The 17,134-nt window shown below is 76.0% G+C and carries 11 protein-coding genes; 5 read left to right on the top strand and 6 right to left on the bottom strand.

The annotated features are described in order from the left end of the window. Window positions 1–89: 89 nt before the first annotated feature. The 5 genes from BJP25_RS30290 to BJP25_RS30270 all read left to right on the top strand — a co-directional run bounded on the left by BJP25_RS30290 (window position 90) and on the right by BJP25_RS30270 (window position 9,461). A complete protein-coding gene (locus tag BJP25_RS30290; protein ID WP_075978383.1) occupies window positions 90–1,658 on the top strand; it encodes a DUF2397 domain-containing protein in 1,569 nt (522 codons plus the stop codon). Then, complete coding sequence (locus tag BJP25_RS30285) at window positions 1,648–2,838, top strand: TIGR02678 family protein (RefSeq protein ID WP_233158339.1); 1,191 nt, start codon at window positions 1,648–1,650, stop codon at window positions 2,836–2,838. The genes BJP25_RS30290 and BJP25_RS30285 overlap by 11 nt, the downstream gene beginning before the upstream one ends. Then, window positions 2,835–6,950, top strand: a complete 4,116-nt coding sequence (locus BJP25_RS30280; protein ID WP_075978382.1) for a TIGR02680 family protein — start codon at window positions 2,835–2,837, stop codon at window positions 6,948–6,950. Before BJP25_RS30285 ends, BJP25_RS30280 begins: the two co-directional genes overlap by 4 nt. After that, window positions 6,947–8,065 carry a TIGR02679 domain-containing protein gene (locus tag BJP25_RS30275; protein ID WP_075978381.1) on the top strand — a complete coding sequence of 373 codons (1,119 nt, stop codon included), beginning with the start codon at window positions 6,947–6,949 and terminating at the stop codon, window positions 8,063–8,065. Before BJP25_RS30280 ends, BJP25_RS30275 begins: the two co-directional genes overlap by 4 nt. 79 nt (window positions 8,066–8,144) lie before the next feature. Continuing rightward, window positions 8,145–9,461 (top strand): M14 family zinc carboxypeptidase, encoded by a 1,317-nt coding sequence (locus BJP25_RS30270; RefSeq protein ID WP_075978380.1) that lies wholly within the window; start codon window positions 8,145–8,147, stop codon window positions 9,459–9,461. 47 nt (window positions 9,462–9,508) lie between these two features. Here the strand turns inward: BJP25_RS30270 and BJP25_RS30265 are convergent, their stop codons facing one another. The 6 genes from BJP25_RS30265 to BJP25_RS30240 form a co-directional block, all read right to left on the bottom strand. Continuing rightward, window positions 9,509–10,861: a GntT/GntP/DsdX family permease gene (locus tag BJP25_RS30265; RefSeq protein ID WP_075978379.1), complete on the bottom strand. Its 1,353-nt coding sequence runs from the start codon at window positions 10,859–10,861 to the stop codon at window positions 9,509–9,511. Next, window positions 10,858–11,343: a gluconokinase gene (locus BJP25_RS30260; protein ID WP_075978559.1), complete on the bottom strand. Its 486-nt coding sequence runs from the start codon at window positions 11,341–11,343 to the stop codon at window positions 10,858–10,860. Before BJP25_RS30260 ends, BJP25_RS30265 begins: the two co-directional genes overlap by 4 nt. A 70-nt stretch (window positions 11,344–11,413) precedes the next feature. Next, on the bottom strand, window positions 11,414–12,394 hold the full coding sequence (gene nudC / locus BJP25_RS30255; protein ID WP_075978378.1) for an NAD(+) diphosphatase: 981 nt from the start codon (window positions 12,392–12,394) through the stop codon (window positions 11,414–11,416). Window positions 12,395–12,479: 85 nt separating this feature from the next. After that, window positions 12,480–13,835: a M16 family metallopeptidase gene (locus BJP25_RS30250; RefSeq protein ID WP_075978377.1), complete on the bottom strand. Its 1,356-nt coding sequence runs from the start codon at window positions 13,833–13,835 to the stop codon at window positions 12,480–12,482. Between the two features lie 61 nt (window positions 13,836–13,896). Next, window positions 13,897–15,180, bottom strand: a complete 1,284-nt coding sequence (locus BJP25_RS30245) for a M16 family metallopeptidase (RefSeq protein ID WP_075978376.1) — start codon at window positions 15,178–15,180, stop codon at window positions 13,897–13,899. Between the two features lie 100 nt (window positions 15,181–15,280). Further along, the gene (locus BJP25_RS30240; RefSeq protein ID WP_158075731.1) at window positions 15,281–17,023 is read right to left on the bottom strand and encodes a DUF2207 domain-containing protein; all 1,743 of its coding nucleotides are present in this window, start codon (window positions 17,021–17,023) and stop codon (window positions 15,281–15,283) included. Window positions 17,024–17,134 lie beyond the last annotated feature (111 nt).

The raw sequence follows: 17,134 nt of genomic DNA, 5'->3' as shown, positions 1-17,134 counted from the left end.
CGTGGGGGTCCCCCGTGCAGGTGGCACCGTATCGCGGGGCTCGCCCCGGACTGCGCGCGCACCGACCCCGGCGGCTATCGTGGCCCGCCGTGGAGTCAGACCAGGGGACCGGGCCGGGGGCCGACGCCCAGCGCAGGCTCCAGCTCTACGCCTACCTGCAGCCGCGCGAGCACCACCGCACCTACCTGGCGATCATGCGGCTGTTCACCTCGACGCTGCTGGCCGACCTGTCCGCGGGCGAGGTGGCCTCGGCGCTGGCTGCGGCGGAGCGCGACGGCGAGGTCGACACCGGCGAGTCGCACATCGACGTGGTGATCCCGCGGCTGCGGCAGCTGGTGGAGTGGGGGAACCTGGTGCACGGGCGCCGGGAGACCATCGCGGCCAGCATCGCGGAGTTCCAGCAGGGCTCGATGCGCTACCAGGTGGGCAAGCTCGCGGTGCGGGTGCAGCGCGACGTCGACGAGCTGCTGCGGGTGCCCGAGGGCGCGCGCGAGGTGTCCCGGGAGCTGCTGCCCGCGGTGGAGCGGGGGCTGGCGGAGCTGGGCGAGACGCTGGACCTGGCGACCTCGCGGACCGAGCGGGACCCGGGGTCGCTGCCCGCGCGGCGGGCCCGCGAGCAGCTGGCCGAGCGGGTGACGACGCTGTTCCTGCAGCACGCGGAGCTGGCGGCGACCGTGCGCGACTTCTACGCCTACCTGGGCCAGGTGCTGACCCGCCACCACCTCGCGCCGGAGGAGATCTCCGGGTTCCGCAACCTGCTGGTGGAGTACATCCAGCTGGTCGTGGAGGACGTGCTGCGGCACACCCCGACGATCGCGGCGTCGCTGGCGGCGCTGGCCCCGCGGCGGGCGGACCTGGTGCGGCTGCTGCGCCCGGCCGAGCAGCTGGGGGCGACCGTGGAGCGCACCAGGGGCCGGGCGGGGGCCGACTGGCAGGAGCTGACCGACTGGTTCGCCGACCGGCCGGGCAAGCCGAGCCAGGTGACCGCGCTGCGGGACGCGACGACCCGGGCGATCGGGGCACTGCTGGCCACGGTGCGGCGGGCGACGACCGGGGGCGGGCTGCTGCCGAGCAGGCGCGGGGAGCTGGTGGCGCTGGCGGCCCGGTTCGACCGGGCGACCCCGGACGAGGCGCACGAGCTGTACGCGGGGGCGTTCGGGCTGCACTCGGCGCGCAACCTGCTGCCCGCCCCGGAGCACGACGGCGACGACGAGCGCACCCCGTGGGCGGACGGCCCGGCGGTGGAGGTGTCGGTGAGCGTGCGCGGCCGGGGTGACCGGGGCGCGCGCGGGCGGACGTCGCGGATCATGGACGACCCGATCACCGAGCAGGGCCTGCTGGCCGCGGCGAGGGAGGCCGACGAGCGGCGGGAGGCGGCCTCGGCGGAGCTGGTGGCGGCCGCGGCGGACCTGGGCGCGGCGGTGCTGTCCGCGCCCGCGCTCGCGGCGCTGTGCGAGCTGCTGACGCTGGCCATGGCGCAGCGCGAGGGCGCCGCCGACCCCGGTGAGGCCACCGACCAGGTGCGGGGGTTGACCCTGCGGTTGACCCCCTCGGTCGGGCACACCACGAACATCCGCAGCGAGGGCGGCACGTTGACGTTGCGGGACGCGGTGCTCGACATCGCCAGGGCGCGGACGCGGGTGCGCGGTGCGGGCTGACGCGCGGTCGCGGGTGCCCTCGGTGCTCGACGACCTGTCCGACATCGACGCGGCGAACGTCGCCCGCTGCGCGAAGGTGCTGCTGCGGCACCCGCTGCTGCGCGTGGGCGGCCCGGACGGGGACCTGCTGCCGCTGGTGTACCGGCACCGGGTGGTGCTGCAGGAGGTGTTCGCGGCGCTGCTGGGCTACCGGTTGGTGGTCGAGCGCCGGTTCGCCCGGCTGCACAAGGTGGGGGCGGGTGACGACGCGAGCCGCGGTGAGCCGTCGCTGACCCCGCGCGGGTACGCCTACCTGTGCCTGACGATGGCGGCGCTGACCGGGGTGGGCAGGCAGGTGCTGCTGTCGCGGCTGGTGGCCGACGTCCGCTCGACCGCGGCGGAGGCCGGGATCACCCTGGTCGACGACCTGTCCGACCGGCGGGCGCTGACCGCGGCGCTGCGGCACCTGATCGGGCTGGGCGTGATCACCGAGACCGACGGGGCGATCGGCGAGGCCGAGGCGCTGATCACCATCCACACCGACCTGCTGGGGCAGCTGCTGGGCGGGGCGGGCGAGCGGGCGGGGGCGACCACCGAGCACGTGGTGCGGCGCAAGCTGGTGGAGAACCCGGTGACCCTGCACGCGGACCTGACCCCGGAGCAGGCCGACTGGCTGCGCCGGGGCCAGCGGCGGGAGTCGGAGCTGCTGGAGCGCTGCTTCGGGCTGGTGACCGAGGTGCGGGCCGAGGGCGTGGCGGTGACCGACCCGGAGGAGTACCTGACCGACGTGGTGTTCCCCTCGACCGGCACGGTCGCCAGGATCACCCTGCTGGCGCTGCCGGACCTGCTGGCCGTGGCGCACGAGCCGCGCCGCGACGGCCGGGTGCGGATCGGCACCGCCGACCTGCGCGAGGTGTGCGGCAGGCTGGTCGAGGAGTACCCGGCGGCGTGGTCGCGGCAGGCCACGGAGAACGCCGACGACCTGGTGGACGCGGTGATCGACCTGCTCAAGCGGCTGGGGCTGCTGGTCGAGGACGGGGCGGGGCTGCTGCTCTCGCCCGCCGCGCACCGCTGGCTGCCGCGCCCCGACGACACCCCGGCCAAGCCGCAGGCCCCCGAACCCCCGCCGGAGCCGGGCTGGTCGCTGTTCGACCCGCCGCCCGCCCCGGCCACCCCGAGCGCTGAGGAAGGCACCCTGTGACCTCCGCTGATCCGGTCTCCGGCCGCTGGCGGCTGCACCGCGGCGGCATCGTCAACATCTGGCAGTACCGCGAGCAGGTGTTCGACTTCTCCGGTGGCCGCGCCATCTTCCAGGGCACCAACGGCTCGGGCAAGTCGCGGACGCTGGAGCTGCTGCTGCCGCTGTGCCTCGACGGCGACCTGCGGCACCTGGGGTCCAAGGGCGCGGGCACGGTGTCGATCCGGCGGCTGATGCTCGACGACTACGACGGCGGGCCCAACCGCATCGGCTACGCCTGGGTGGAGCTGCGCCGGGTGTCGGGCACCGGCGGCGAGGAGTACCTGACCTGCGGGGTCGGGGTGAAGGCGTCGGCGACCTCGCAGCAGGTCAGCGACTCGTGGCGGTTCGTGACCCCGTCGCGGGTGGGCGTGCACTTCGCGCTCGCCTCGGCCGACCGGGTGCCGCTGGGGCCCGCGGCGCTGCGCGAGGTGCTGGGCGCCGACCGGGTCTACGACGAGGCGGCGTTCCGGGCGAAGGTGGCCGAGACCGTCTACGGGGTGCCCGCCGGGCGCTACGGCGACCTGCTGCACCTGCAGCGGACGCTGCGCAACCCGGACATCGGGCTGAAGGTGCAGGACGGGCAGCTGGAGCAGATCCTCACCGACGCGCTGCCGCCGCTGGACGCCTCGGTGGTCGAGCAGCTGGCGACCTCGTTCGAGGACCTGGAGTCGATCCGGGAGAACATCGGCCGGTTGAGCACCGCCGACGCGGCGATGGGCACCTTCCTCACCGGGTACGCCGGGTACGCCCTGGGCGCGCTGCACGCGGCGGGCACCAAGGCCGAGGCCGCGGGCAAGGCGCTCGACAGCGCGCACGCCGAGCTGCACCGGCTGCGGGCCCGGCTGGGCTCCGACACCGCCGCGCACGCCGAGGCCGAGGCGGCGGTGGTGGCGCTGGAGGAGCGCGAGGCGGAGCTGGAGGACGGCATCGACTCGCTCAAGTCGATGCCCGCCTACCAGGGCCTGCGCGACCTGCAGGACCGGGAGAAGCTGGTCGAGCGCACCCGCGAGGCCGCGGCGGCGGCGCTGGACACCGCCGGGGTGCAGCGCAACCACGCCGACCGGGCGGTGGAGGCGGTGCTGACCGTGCTGCGGCGGCTGGGCGGGGACGTCGAGGACGCCGTGGAGCTGGCCCGCAGCACCACCGCGGGCCTGGTGGCGGCCGGGTTGGACCCGGGGCTGTGCCCGCCGGTGCCCGCCGCGCCGGAGCCGGTGGCGCTGCTGGGCACCGACCGGGTGCGGGCCAAGCCGGACCCGGAGGCCGAGCCGCTGGAGATCCAGCGCCGCACCCCGCCGGAGGTGGCCCCGGACCGGTTGGCCGACGCGCTGGCCGCTGCGGCCGACCAGGTGGAGGCGATCGGCGCGCAGGTGGGCGGCCGGGCGGCGCTGGCGCTGGCGCTGCACGAGCGGGCGCTGCGCCTCGACCGCGAGCGGCAGGACCTGGACAAGCTGGTGGCCGGGGCCCGCGACGCCCAGATCGAGGCCACCGAGGCCTCCGGGCGGCGCAACGAGGCCGCGCAGCGCTTCGCCGACGCCGCGCAGGTGTGGTGCGAGCGGGCGCGGCGGTGGGCGGCGTCCGGGCCGTTCGCCGAGGAGCACGCCGCCCGCCCGCCGCAGCCGCCGTCGGGTGCCGACGTGCAGGCCGGGCCGGAGGCGACCCGGGCGGCGCGCGACGCGGCGCGGGCGTGGGCGGCCCCGCACCTGGCCGGGTTGCGGCAGCGGGTGGTGGCGGCCCGGCAGGTGGTCGACGACCTGGTGGGGCGGGTGCAGGCGGCCGAGGCGCGGTTGATCGAGCTGCGCGGCGGGGTGGACGCGGCCCCGCCGCTGCCGCCGCACGCGCACGCGGAGCGGGACCCGGCGGCGGGCGCGCCGTTCTACCGCCTGGTGGACTTCGCGCCCGGGTTGCCCAAGGCGGCGCGGGCGGGGGTGGAGGCGGCGCTGCAAGCGTCGGGGCTGCTGACGGCGTGGGTGGCCGCGGACGGGTCGGTGGACGCGGCGGTGGGGGACGTGCTGGCCGCCGCGGGCGACCCGGTGCCCTCGCCGCTGGGCGCGGCGCTGGTGCCCGCAGTGGACCCGGGCTCGCCGGTGCCCGCCGCGGTGGTGGCCGGGCTGCTGGCGTCGGTGTCGTTCGAGCAGGCGGGCCCCGGGCTCGCGGTGTGGTCGGACGGGCGCTGGCAGGCGGGGGTGCTGCGCGGCGCGCTGGCCAAGCCGGACGCGGAGTTCGTCGGCGCGGGCGCCCGGGAGGCGACCCGGCGGCGCGCGAGCGCGGACCTGGCCGCGGCGCTGGAGGGCATGCACGCCGAGCGGGCCGCGGCCGAGGCCGAGGTGGCGCGGCGGGCGGCGGCGGTCCAGGTGTGGGACGCCCACCTCGACGCCTTCCCCGACGACCGGGAGGTCATCGGGGCGCGGGCGGCGGCCGAGCAGGCCGCCGCGCAGGCGCGGGAGGCGGGCCGCAAGGCCGAGCGGCGCCGGGCCGAGCAGGCCGCCGCCGACGGCCGGGTGAAGGCCGCGGCGGCGGAGCTGGCCAGGGACGCGGGCGCGGCCGGGTTGACCGCCGACACCGAGGCGCTGCGGCACGCGCAGCGCTCGGCCGGGGCCGCCCGCGACGCCGCGGCCGCGCTGCGCGACGCGCTGGCCAAGCGCTGCGCGGGCACGGTGCGCGACCTGGTGGAGGCCCTGCACGACCACCGGGCCGCGGTGGACGACCGGGAGACCGCCGAGCGGGTGGCCGACGAGCGGTGCCAGGTGTTCCACCGCGAGGCCGCGGCGCTGGCCGAGCTGACCTCGGCGGTCGGCGGCGAGGCCGAGGAGGTCGCGCGCAGGCTGGCCGAGCTGGAGCGCGAGCGCAGGGCGGGCAGGCAGCGGCTGCCCGAGGCGCGCAAGGCCGCGGTCGAGCTGTCGAACCGGGTGGTGAAGGCGCAGACGCTGCTCGACACCCGCGACGGCGAGCTGGACGGCAAGCGGGCGGCGGCGGACGCGGCCGCGCGGGCGTTCGCCGAGGCGCTGGCCGCGCCGGGGGTGTGGGCGGCGGCGACGCCGGAGCCGCGCCCGGGCACCGACCGGGAGGCCTTCGAGGTGCTGGCCGCCGCGGTGGCCGAGGGCGGGCGGCTGCCGGGCGAGGAGAGCGCGCTGACCCGGTTGCAGGGGTTGCAGGCGTCGCTGGCGGGCACGCACAACGTGCTGCCCGAGCGGCACGCGGGCATCCTCACCGTGGTCGTCTCCGGGGAGGAGGGGCCCGCCCCGGTGGCGGTGGCCGCCCGCCGGGTGGCCGAGCGGCTGGCCGAGCGGCGCGGGTTCCTGTCCGAGCAGTACCAGGGGATCTTCGCCCTGCACCTGGTGCGGGAGCTGGCCGAGCGGCTGTCCGCGCAGATCTCGGTGGCCGAGGACCTGACCCGGCGGATGAACGAGGTGCTCGACGGCGCCCGCTCGTCGCAGGGGGTGCACGTGCAGCTGGAGTGGCAGCCCGCGGCGTGGCTGGACGAGCCGACGCAGGAGGCGCTCGCGCTGCTGCGGCTGCCCTTCGCCGAGCGCACCGAGGAGCAGGACACCCGGTTGCAGCAGGTGTTCACCGAGCGGATCGAGGCCGAGCGGGACACCGCGACCGGCGGGTTCACCGAGATCCTGGCCCGGGCGCTGGACTACCGGTCGTGGTTCGCCTTCACCGTGCGGGTGCGCGACAGCGGCCCGGACGGCAAGCCGCGCTCGCGGCGGCTGCGCCAGCTGTCCTCCGGTGAGACGCGGCTGATCTCCTACGTGACGCTGTTCGCGGCCGCGGCGGCGTTCTACGGGGCGATCTCGGCGGGGGTGGCGGCCTCCTCGCGGGTCTCGCCGCTGCGGCTGGTGCTGCTCGACGAGGCGTTCGAGCGGCTCGACGACCCGACGATCGCGCGCATGCTGGGCCTGCTGGTGGACCTGGACATGGACTGGGTGATCACCTGGCCGTCCGGGTGGGGGGTGTCCGACCGGATCCCGCGGATGCACATCTACGACGTGCTGCGGCCCAAGTCCGGGCACGGCGTGGCGTGCACGCACACCACCTGGGACGGCGCCGCGCTCGACCGGGACGACCCGTGACCGGGGCGCGGGACTTCGGCCGCCCCGAGTACGTGGTGCTGTGGAAGCAGGCCAGGGCGGCGGTGCAGCGCGGGCAGCGGCGCTTCGGCTACAAGGCCCCGGACGAGGCGGCCGCCGCCGCGGCGGCGGCACTGCTCGGGGTGCCGGTGACCGCGGGTGTCGGGCTGACCTTCGGGGTGTCCGAACTGGACGAACGGCTGGCGGGCGCGGGCGGGCTGCGCGCGGTGCTGGAGTCGGTGCACGGCACGCCGGTGCTGCCCGGGTCGGCCCCGGCGGCGCGCGACACCTGGGTCGACGACCTGCTGCGCTCGGCGCTGGCGGCGGTAGGCCTGGCCGACCGGCCGTGGGCGGGGCCGTGGGTCGACCAGGTGCGCCGGTACTCCAAGGTGGCCCCCGAGCAGCTGGACGGGCCCGCCGCGGTGGCCGCGTCGGTGCTGGCCAGGATCAACCTCGACCCCCGGGTGGTGCCGACGGTGTGGGTGCCGCGCGCGGAGCTGGCCGGGGTCGACCTGGACCGGGGGCGCAAGGTGGCCGCGCTGGTGCTGCGCGCGGCGGCGCTGGCGCACGGGGTGCCGCTGCCGCGCACGACCCTGGAGGAGCAGCGGCTGTGGGAGCGCTGCGGGGTCGCGGTGGACGGGGTGTCGTCCACGGTGATCTGGCGCGGTCAGGTGGTGGCGCTGCGGGACGTGGCGTCGGTGCCGGTGGTGCCGCGCGGCGGGCGGGTGTGGGTGTGCACGTCGCCGCGGCTGGCGGAGCTGACCGGGACGGCGGACGTGCTGTGCCTGTCGTCGCGGCTGTCGGTGGCGTCGCGGATGCTGCTGGCGCGGTTGGCCTCGCTCAAGGCGTCGTTCATGGTGCACGGCGACTTCGACGCGGCGGGCCTGCTGGTGGTGGGGCAGGCGCTGCGGCTGACCGGGGGCACCCCGTGGCGGATGGCCGCCGACGACTACCGGGCGGCGCTGGACCTGGCCCGCTCGGAGGGGTTGGACCTGCCGCCGCTGGGCGCCGAGCCGCCCGAGACGCCGTGGGACCCGGTGCTGCAGGAGGCGCTGAAGGCGGGCTGGGCGGTGCCCGAGGAGATGCTGCTCGACCTGCTCATCCCCGACCTGGTCTGACGCGGTCACCGGGTCGGGTGACGATTCCCGACTTCCGTCGGCTGTTGGTGAACCGGTTCCCCGCCCTACCGTCCAGGGCATGACCCGAGGCCGATTCACCGCAGCCGCCGCGGCGCTGGCGCTGGGCGCCGCGCCGCTGCTGGGCGCGCCGTCCGCGACCGCGGCGGCGGCCGACCCGTCCACCGTCTACCGGGTCGCGGGCGCCGCCCCGCGCGCCGCCGAGCTGGTCGCCCGCGGCGTGGACCTGCTGGAGCGGCGGACCGGCGACGACCTCTACGTGCTCGGCGGGGACGTCGAGCGGGTGGCCGCGCTGGGGCTCACCGCCACCCCGCAGGGCCCGGCCGCCGCCCCCGTGACGACCCGCTCCGCGGCGGCGGGCACCTACTACGGCGGGTACCGGACCGTCGCCGGGCAGTACGCGCACCTGGACTCCGTCGCCGCCGCGCACCCCGACCTCGCCGCTGTCGTCACCTACGGGCAGTCCTGGCTCAAGACCCAGGGCCGCGGCGGCAACGACCTCAGGGCGATCTGCCTGACGAAGATCACCGGCGCCGACTGCTCGCGCAGCGCGGGCGGCAAGCCCAAGTTTTTCCTCATGGCGCAGGTCCACTCCCGGGAGATCTCCACCGGCGAGGTCGCCTACCGCTGGGTCGACCACCTCGTCGACGGCTACGGCACCGACCCCGCGGTCACCGCGCTGATGGACTCCACCGAGATGTGGGTGGTGCCGGTCGCCAACCCGGACGGGGTCGACATCGTGGCCTCCGGCGGGGACGACCCGATCCTGCAGCGCAAGAACGCCAACGACTCCCACGGCGACTGCGGCACCGGCAGCACCGGGGTCGACCTCAACCGCAACGCCGACTCGCACTGGGGCTACAGCGGCACCTCCGACGACCCGTGCAGCGAGGTGTTCCTCGGCCCGGCGCCGGACTCCGAGGTGGAGAACTCCGCGCTGGAGTCGCTGTTCTCCGACCTGTGGGCCGACCGGCGCGCCGACGGCGACGCCACCGCCGCCCCGGCCGACACCACCGGCATGTTCATCACCCTGCACGCCGACGCCGCCCAGGTGATCTTCCCGTGGGGCCACGACGCCGCCGTGCACACCGGCAACGACGCGGCGCTGCGCGCCTTCGGCGCCGAGATGGGCGACGTGCTGGGCTACGAGTCCGGGCAGGCGGGCGAGATCCTGTACGACTCGGCGGGCGGCACCGAGGACTGGGTCTACGACAAGCTGGGCGTGGCCGCCTACACCATCGAGGTGGGCGACAACGAGGGCCGGGGCTGCGGCGGGTTCCTGCCCCCTTACTCCTGCCAGGACTCCTATTACTTCCCCAAGCTGCTGCCCGCCCTGGTGCTGGCCGCGCAGAAGGCCGCGGCGCCCTACGCGTCCTGACCTGGCGGACCGGGCCCGTCCTCCCCCGGGGAGGGCGGGCCCTGCGGTCACAGCAGCAGGCTGAGCGGGAAGATCAGCGCGAGCGCGAACACCGAGATCACCGTCTCCATCAGCGACCACGTCTTCACCGTCTGCCCGACCGTCAGCCCGAAGTATTCCTTGACCAGCCAGAACCCGGCGTCGTTGACGTGCGAGAAGAACAGCGACCCGGCGCCGACGGCCAGCGCCACCAGCGCGGCCTGCGCGGGGTCGAGCGCGGCGGCCAGCGGGGCGATGATGCCCGCCGCGGTGGTGGTGGCCACCGTGGCCGACCCGGTGGCGAGCCGGATGGCGACGGCGATCAGCCAGCCCAGCAGCACCGGGGAGAAGTTCGCCCCCTGCGCCAGGGTCGTGATCACGTTGCCGACACCCGCGTCGACCAGGGTCTGCTTGAACCCACCACCCGCGCCGACGATGAGCAGGATGCCCGCGATCGGCGGCAGCGAGTCCGACAGCGTGTCCCGCAGGCGTTCGCGGGTGAACCCCGCCGCGCGGCCGAGGGTGAACATCGCCACCAGCAGCGCCAGCAGCAGCGCCACCAGCGGGCTGCCCACGAAGTCGAACACCCGGCGCACGGCGGAACCCTCCGCGGCGAGGATGTCCGACAGGGCCTTGCCCAGCATCAGCACCACCGGCAGCAGCACCGTGGCCAGGGTGGCGCCGAACCCGGGCCTGCGCTCGACCCGCGGGGTCGGCTCGGGTTCCGGGGCGGGCACGTCGACCCAGCGCGCGGCCACCCTGGCGAACAGCGGCCCCGCGACGACCACGGTCGGGATGGCGACGAGGATGCCCAGGCCCAGGGTGATGCCCAGGTCGGCGCCCAGCGCGTCCACGGCCACCAGCGGACCGGGGTGCGGCGGGACCAGCCCGTGCAGCACCGAGAGCCCGGCCAGCGCGGGGATGCCGAGCAGCATGAGCCGCTGCCCGGAGCGCTTGGCGACCAGCAGCACCACCGGGATCAGCAGCACCAGGCCGATCTCGAAGAACATCGGCAGTCCGATGAGGACGGCCACCAGCGCCATCGCCCACGGCAGCAGGGGCCCGCGCGCCCGGCCGACGATGGTGTCGACGACGCGGTCCGCGCCGCCGGAGTCCGCGAGCAGCTTGCCGAGCATGGCCCCGAGGGCGATCAGCACGCCGACGCCCGCCACGGTGTCGCCCACGCCGTCGCTGAAGCTCTTCACCAGCGACCCCACCGGCATCCCCGCGACCAGGCCGAGCACGCCGGAGCCGAGGATCAGCGCCAGGAACGGGTGCACCTTGAGCTGGGTGATCAGCACGACGATGAGCGCGATGCCGATCAGCGCGGCGGCGATGAGGCGGGTGTCGGTGCCGGTCCACGCGGCCGCCGCGGTGGTCACCGGTCCCCCTCGACCGCCGCCGCGGCCGCGTCGACGAGGGCGTCGGGGGTCAGCGCGATGTCGAGCCGCACGCCCGGCTCCCCGGGCTCCAGCGGTTCCAGGTCGGCCAGCTGCGAGTCGAGCAGGGCGGGCGGCATGAAGTGCCCGCTGCGCCGCCCGATCCGCTCGGCCAGCAGCTCCTTGTCCCCGTCGAGGTGCAGGAACAGCACGTGGCCGGGGGCGGCGGCGAGCAGCGTGTCACGGTAGCGGCGCTTGAGGGCCGAGCAGGTCACCACCCCGCCGCCGTCGCGGGCCCGCTCCGCGATCCACCCGGCGATCGCGGCCAGCCAGGGGGCGCGGTCGGCGTCGTCGAGCGGTCTGCCCGAGGTCATCTTGGCGATGTTCGCCGGGGAGTGGAACTCGTCCGCCTCCGCCAGCGGCACCCCCAGGCGCTGGGCCAACCCCGCGGCGACGGTGGTCTTGCCCGACCCCGACACCCCCATCACGACCACCACGGTGTGCGCGCTCACCCCTCCAGTGCACACCACGGGGGCGGGTCCCGCCGGGCGACGATCAGGCCGCCGCCCAGGCGGTGAGCATCTGGTGGGCGATCGAGGTGGGGCCGGGCAGGATCAGGTCCGGCAGCTGCCCGCCCGCCGCGACCGCCTCCCGGACCCGGGCGCGGGAGTACCACCGGGCCTGCTCGATCTCGCCGTCGGCGGGCACCAGCGGGTGGTCCGGGTCGGCCACCGCGGCGAACGCGATCATGATCGAGCGTGGGAACGGCCAGGGCTGGCTGCCCAGGTAGCGGATGCCGGAGACCGGCACGCCGACCTCCTCGGCGATCTCCCGCTCGACGCAGGCCTCCAGGCTCTCCCCGGTCTCGACGAACCCGGCGAGCACCGAGTAGCGGTGCGGCGGCCAGATCGGCTGGCGGGCGAGCAGCACGTTCTCCCCGTCCACCCCGGCGCCGTCGTGCACCAGGCAGATCACCGCCGGGTCGGTGCGCGGGTACTCCTCGCGCCCGCACCCGGTGCAGTGCGTGGCCCAGCCCGCCGCGACCGGGAGCACCGCGGCGCCGCACTTGGCGCAGTGCCGGGCCCGGCCGTGCCAGTTGGTCAGGCCCGAGGCGGTGGTGAACAGGCCCGCCGCGGTGTCGTCGAGCAGGTCGCCCACCGCGCGCAGGTCGTGCCACTCCTCCCCCGCCTGCGACACCCCGCCGGTGGCCATGCCCCAGGAGTTGCCCGGCGGGGCGATCAGCCCCTCGCGCATGGGTTCCTCGGCGGTGACGGCCCAGTAGGAGGTGTCGCCGTCGAGGCCCAGCAGCACCGCGTCCGCCGGGCGCTCGTCGGCGACGGTGGCGGTGGGGCGGGTGGCCAGGCCGGTGGCGCCGTCGCGGACCGGGGTGCGGCCCTGACGGTCGACGAGCACGACCTGACCCGTCCGCCACAGCTCGTCGAGCCGTCGGTCGTCCTTGCGGAGCAGTTCGTCGCGCTGGACGGTCGACCGGGACAGCGCGGGCAGGCCGTGCAGCTGGAAGGGGTGCGTGGTCATCTCTCGCCTCGTGACGCGGGTGGGGGCGCCCCCGGGGCGGTGGTCCCGGGGGCGCGGGGTGCGGGCGCCGCGCCCGCCGGGCCCGTCAGGGGAAGCTCACCCCGCCGAGCGCGCGCAGGTCGCCGACCTTCTCCGCGTCGCCGACGATGACACCGGTGAAGCGGCTGGGGGCGAAGAACTCGCGCGCGGCCGCCACCACCTGCTCGTGGGTGACGGCCTTGAGCCTGCCCGGGTGCGCGAGCAGGTACTCCACGCCCAGGCCCAGCACGGCGGTGGCGGCCAGCTGCGAGGCCAGCCCGCCCTGCGAGGAGGTGGCGATGAGCAGGGTGCCGATGGCGTACTCGCGCACCACCTCCACCTCCGCCTCGGTCGGCGGGCTGACCACCATCCGGCCCAGCTCGTGCCGGATCTCCAGCAGCGCGCCCGCGGTGACGTCGGAGGCGGTGTCGGTGTCGACGAGCAGCGTCGCCCCGCCCGGGGTGAACTCCGAGGACGAGCGGGCGTGGTAGGTGTAGCCCTTGTCCTCGCGGATGTTCTCCACCAGGCGGGAGGAGAAGAACCCGCCGAAGGACAGGTTGGCCAGTTGCAGCGCCGGGTAGCGGTCGTCGGTGCGCACCAGGCCCTGCGCCGAGAGCCGGAACTGCGACTGCACGGCACCGGGCCGGTTCACCAGCGCGAGGTCGCCGGGCACCAGCGCGGGCAGCGGCGGCAGCACCACCGCCGACCCCTCCCCCACCCAGCCCGCGAACGCGCGCGCGGCCGCGTCCACGGCGGCCTGCGGCTCGACGTCCCCGACGAGCACCAGCACCGACCCGCGCGGCAGCACGGCGGCCCGGTGCAGCGCGCGCACGTCCTCGGCGGTGACCTCGGCGACGTCCGCGGCGGTGGGCATCTCCCGGGTGAACGGGTGGTCGCCGTAGCGGTGGCGCTGCAACGCCTTGCGGGCGATGACGCTGGGCTGGGACTCCGCGACGGTGATCCGCTCGATCAGCCGGGCCCGCTCGCCCGCCACCTCGTCGTCGCGGTGCACCGCGCCGGTCAGCGCGTCGGCCAGCACGGCGAGCAGGGTGTCGAGGCCGGAGGCCAGGCCGTTGCCGCCGATGGCCAGCACCTCCGGGTCGACCCCGGCGTTGAGCTCGGCGCCGACCAGGGCCAGCTCGGTGTCGACGCCCACCCGGTCGCGCTCGGCGGTGCCGGTGAGCACGGTGGCGGCCAGCACCTCCGCGCGCGCGGCGTGCGCGGGGTCGTCACCGGCGAACGGCACCCGCAGCCGCACCTCCACCATCGGCACGGTGCTCTGCCGGACGGCGATGACCCGCAGGCCGTTGTCCAGCTCGGTGTCCAGGTAGGACAGGTCGGTGGCCGCCCGGTGCTCCCCCAGCGGCGGGAGCGGGCGCGGCCCCAGCTCGGTGCGCCCGATCTCCTCGGCGGTGCGGCTCACGGGGTCTCCTCCGGGTGGTCCTGGTCGTGGCTGTTCTGGTGGTGGGCGTGCGCGTGGGTGATCACCCGGCACCGCCCGCGGGGGTGATGGTCAGCACGGCGCGCGAGTCCGGGCGCAGCGCCGCCGCGGCCGCCGACACCGCCTCCGGGGTGACCCGGGAGATGCGGTCGGGCAGCGCGTGCACCAGGCCGGGGTCGCCGTAGAGCAGCTCGAAGGAGCCCAGCGCGAGGGTGCGGCTGACCAGCCGGTCGTGCTCCTTGTGCAGCGAGGCCGCCCACCGGGCGGTCACCTTCGCCAGCTCCTGCGCCGAGGGCGGGGTGCTGGCCAGCCGCGCCAGCTCCTCGTCGACCGCCTTGAGCACGGTGTCGACCGAGACCTCCGGCGAGTGCATGGCGGTGAGGATGAAGGTGTCCGGGTCGCGGGCCTCGAACGGGCCGAACATGCCCGCGCCCGCGCTGATGTCGTTGACGATCTGGTCGCCGTAGACCAGCCGCTGCTGCAACCGGGAGCCGTCGCCGTCGGTGAGCACGCCCGCGAGCACCAGGTAGGCGAGGTAGCCGTCGACGTCCGCGATCGGGTCGGGCATCCGGTAGCCGACCGCGACCGCGGGGATTGGGGCGAGCCGGTCGACGATGTCGGCGCGCACCTCGCCGTCGGGGGCGGGCTCGGCGAAGGAGGGCCGCTGCGGGCGCTCGCGCGCCGGGACGTCGCCGAAGTGCCGGTCCACCAGTTCCCTGGCCCGCTCGACGGTGAAGTCGCCGGTGACGGTGAGCACCGCGTTGGCCGGGGCGTAGTAGGTGTCGAAGAAGGACGCGCAGTCCTCCAGCGAGGCCTGCTCCAGGTCCTCGAACCCGCCGTAGCCGTTGTGCGCGTTGGGGAAGGTGGAGTACAGCACCGGCGGCAGGGTGATCCAGGGGAACCCGCCGTAGGGCCGGTTGAGCACGTTGAGGCGGATCTCCTCCTTCACCACGTCGATCTGGTTCTTGAGGTTCTCCGCGGTGATCTTGGGGGCGCGCATCCGGTCGGCCTCCAGGAACAGCGCGCGCTCCAGCGCCGCCGAGGGCAGCACCTCGAAGTAGTCGGTGTAGTCCGGGTGCGTCGACCCGTTGAAGGTGCCGCCGGAGGACTGCACGTGGCGGAAGTGCGCCAGCTTCTCCAGGCTCTCGCTGCCCTGGAACATCAGGTGCTCGAACAGGTGGGCGAACCCGGTGCGCCCCTCCGGCTCGGAGCGGAAGCCCACGTCGTAGTGCACGCTCACGCCCACGACCGGGGAGGTCGTGTCCGGGGCGAGGACCACGCGCAGACCGTTGGCCAGGGTGTAGCGGTGCAGCTCGGGATCGGTCACGAGACGAGCCTACGGGAGCCGGGGCCGCGGGGCGCCGCAGCCGTGTTCGCCTGTGGATAACTCGGTGGCGGGCGTCCCGGGGGGCCGTGGACACCCCGCGTCAGGCCGTGGCGAACACCTCGTCGAGCCCGTCGAGGAACGCGCGGAACTGCTGGCCGAAGCGCTGCTGGTCGCCCGCGGCGGCCGGGTCCTGGGTGGCGTACCAGTACAGCCCCGGGGTGCCGTCGGCCGCGGGGTCCAGCCCGCCGAACCGCTGCAACCACTGCTCCACGTCGTCGAGGGCGACGGCGTAGGGCAACGCGCGGGAGAACACCATCTCCCGCTGGGCGGCGGGCACCGACCCCGGGTCGGCGGTGTTGAGGAAGCCCTGCACGCCGCGCACCTGCTGGAGCAGGACGCTGCCGCGCTCAGTGCGCAGGGGCAGGAGCCGCCCGCCCGCGAGCACCGCCAGGCCGACGATCGCGACGGCGACGCCGATGAGCGCGGGTCCGCCGAGCACCGCGAACAGCACGGTGCCGCCGACGCCGAGCACCAGCAGGACAGCGCCCGCGATGCCCAGCGGCCCGAACGCCGAGGGCCTGCGGGTGAACCAGCCGCGCGACACCGCGTCCCGGTACACCGCGTCCCGCGCGGGGGCGATCGACGGCGGTTCGGCGCGCAGCCGGGAAAGCCGAACGGATTCGACCCCTTCCGGCAGGAGCGCGGTGTAGACGGCCTTCTCGTAGGCGGTGAGCGCGTCATCAGCCGGGTTGCGGCGCACCACCTGCCAGTCGCCGTCGACCTCGGTGACCCACAGGTAGTTGCGCACGGCCAGGTCGACGACGGTGGCGCTGAGGTCGCGGGCGTCGACCCGCTCGTCGACGACGGCCCCCACCTGCCCGGGGAGGATGCCGTCGGGTGAGGCGAACACGACCTCGCCGCCCCGGTCGTCCAGCAGCGCGACCGGCTCCACCTCGCCGCCCAGGGCGCGGCCGTCTCGGGCGCGGGCGCGCCACAGCACGGCGAATCCGGCCAGCAGCAGCAGGAACCCCGCGCCCAACCCGACGCCGTTGAGCGGGGACAGCGCGAACGCCGACGCGGCCGACGCGGCCGACGCGGCCTCGAACCGCGCGGTGGCGGGCACCGACCCCGCCGGGAGGTCGGCGGAGAGGTCGACGCGCGCGCCCTGGTCCAGGTTGGACTGCACGACGCGCAGCACGGCGCCGCCGTCGGTCAGCGCGGAGTCGCACTTGTCCTCGGTGCCCGCGGGCCCGGCGAGGCAGGCGAAGTCGGAGCCGCGCTGCGGGGTGAGCAGGGAGGCGCGCACCGAGACCAGCACGGTGTCCCAGCCGCTGGCGATCTGCCAGCGGAACCGCAGGCGGTCCCCGAGGTCCTCGACGGTGCCGTCCACGGTGTAGTCCACCGTGGACGCGCCCTCGCCGAGCCGCAGGACCAGGGAGTCGCCCTCGACCGCGGCGGTGCCGTTGCCCTCGACCCTGGGGTCGCGCACGGTGAACACCCGGTCACCGATGCGCAGCGGGGCCGTGCGGGTCATCGTCTGCCTGGCCTGCACGATGACCTGCTCGCGGACGGTGAGCCGACCGTCGCGCTCCACCTTCAGCTGCACGTTGACGCTGCGCGGCAGCGGCGGCTGGGGCACCCCCGGCGGGTGCGTGGGCTTGTCGGTGCCCGTGGGCGGCACCGGGTTGACCGTGGGGACACCGCCCCGGCTCGGCGCCGGGCCCGCCGAGGGCACCGGGAAGTCGAGGGACGGCGCGTCGCTCGGCGGCGACGGGAAGGAGGGTTGCGCCGCCCCCAGCGCGATGCCGGCCACCGCGGCGGCGACGGCCCATTTCGTCAACACGGCAGCGAACGATAGCCCAGGGCTCCTATGCTCACGGCCGTTCCGGCGAAAACGGCCGGGGCGCGGTGCGCACGACTCGGGGGGACGCATGACCCAGACACCACCGGGCCC

The organism is Actinokineospora bangkokensis, assembly GCF_001940455.1.
Taxonomy (GTDB): Bacteria; Actinomycetota; Actinomycetes; order Mycobacteriales; family Pseudonocardiaceae; genus Actinokineospora; species Actinokineospora bangkokensis.
This window is presented reverse-complemented; position numbering and strand designations above follow the sequence as displayed.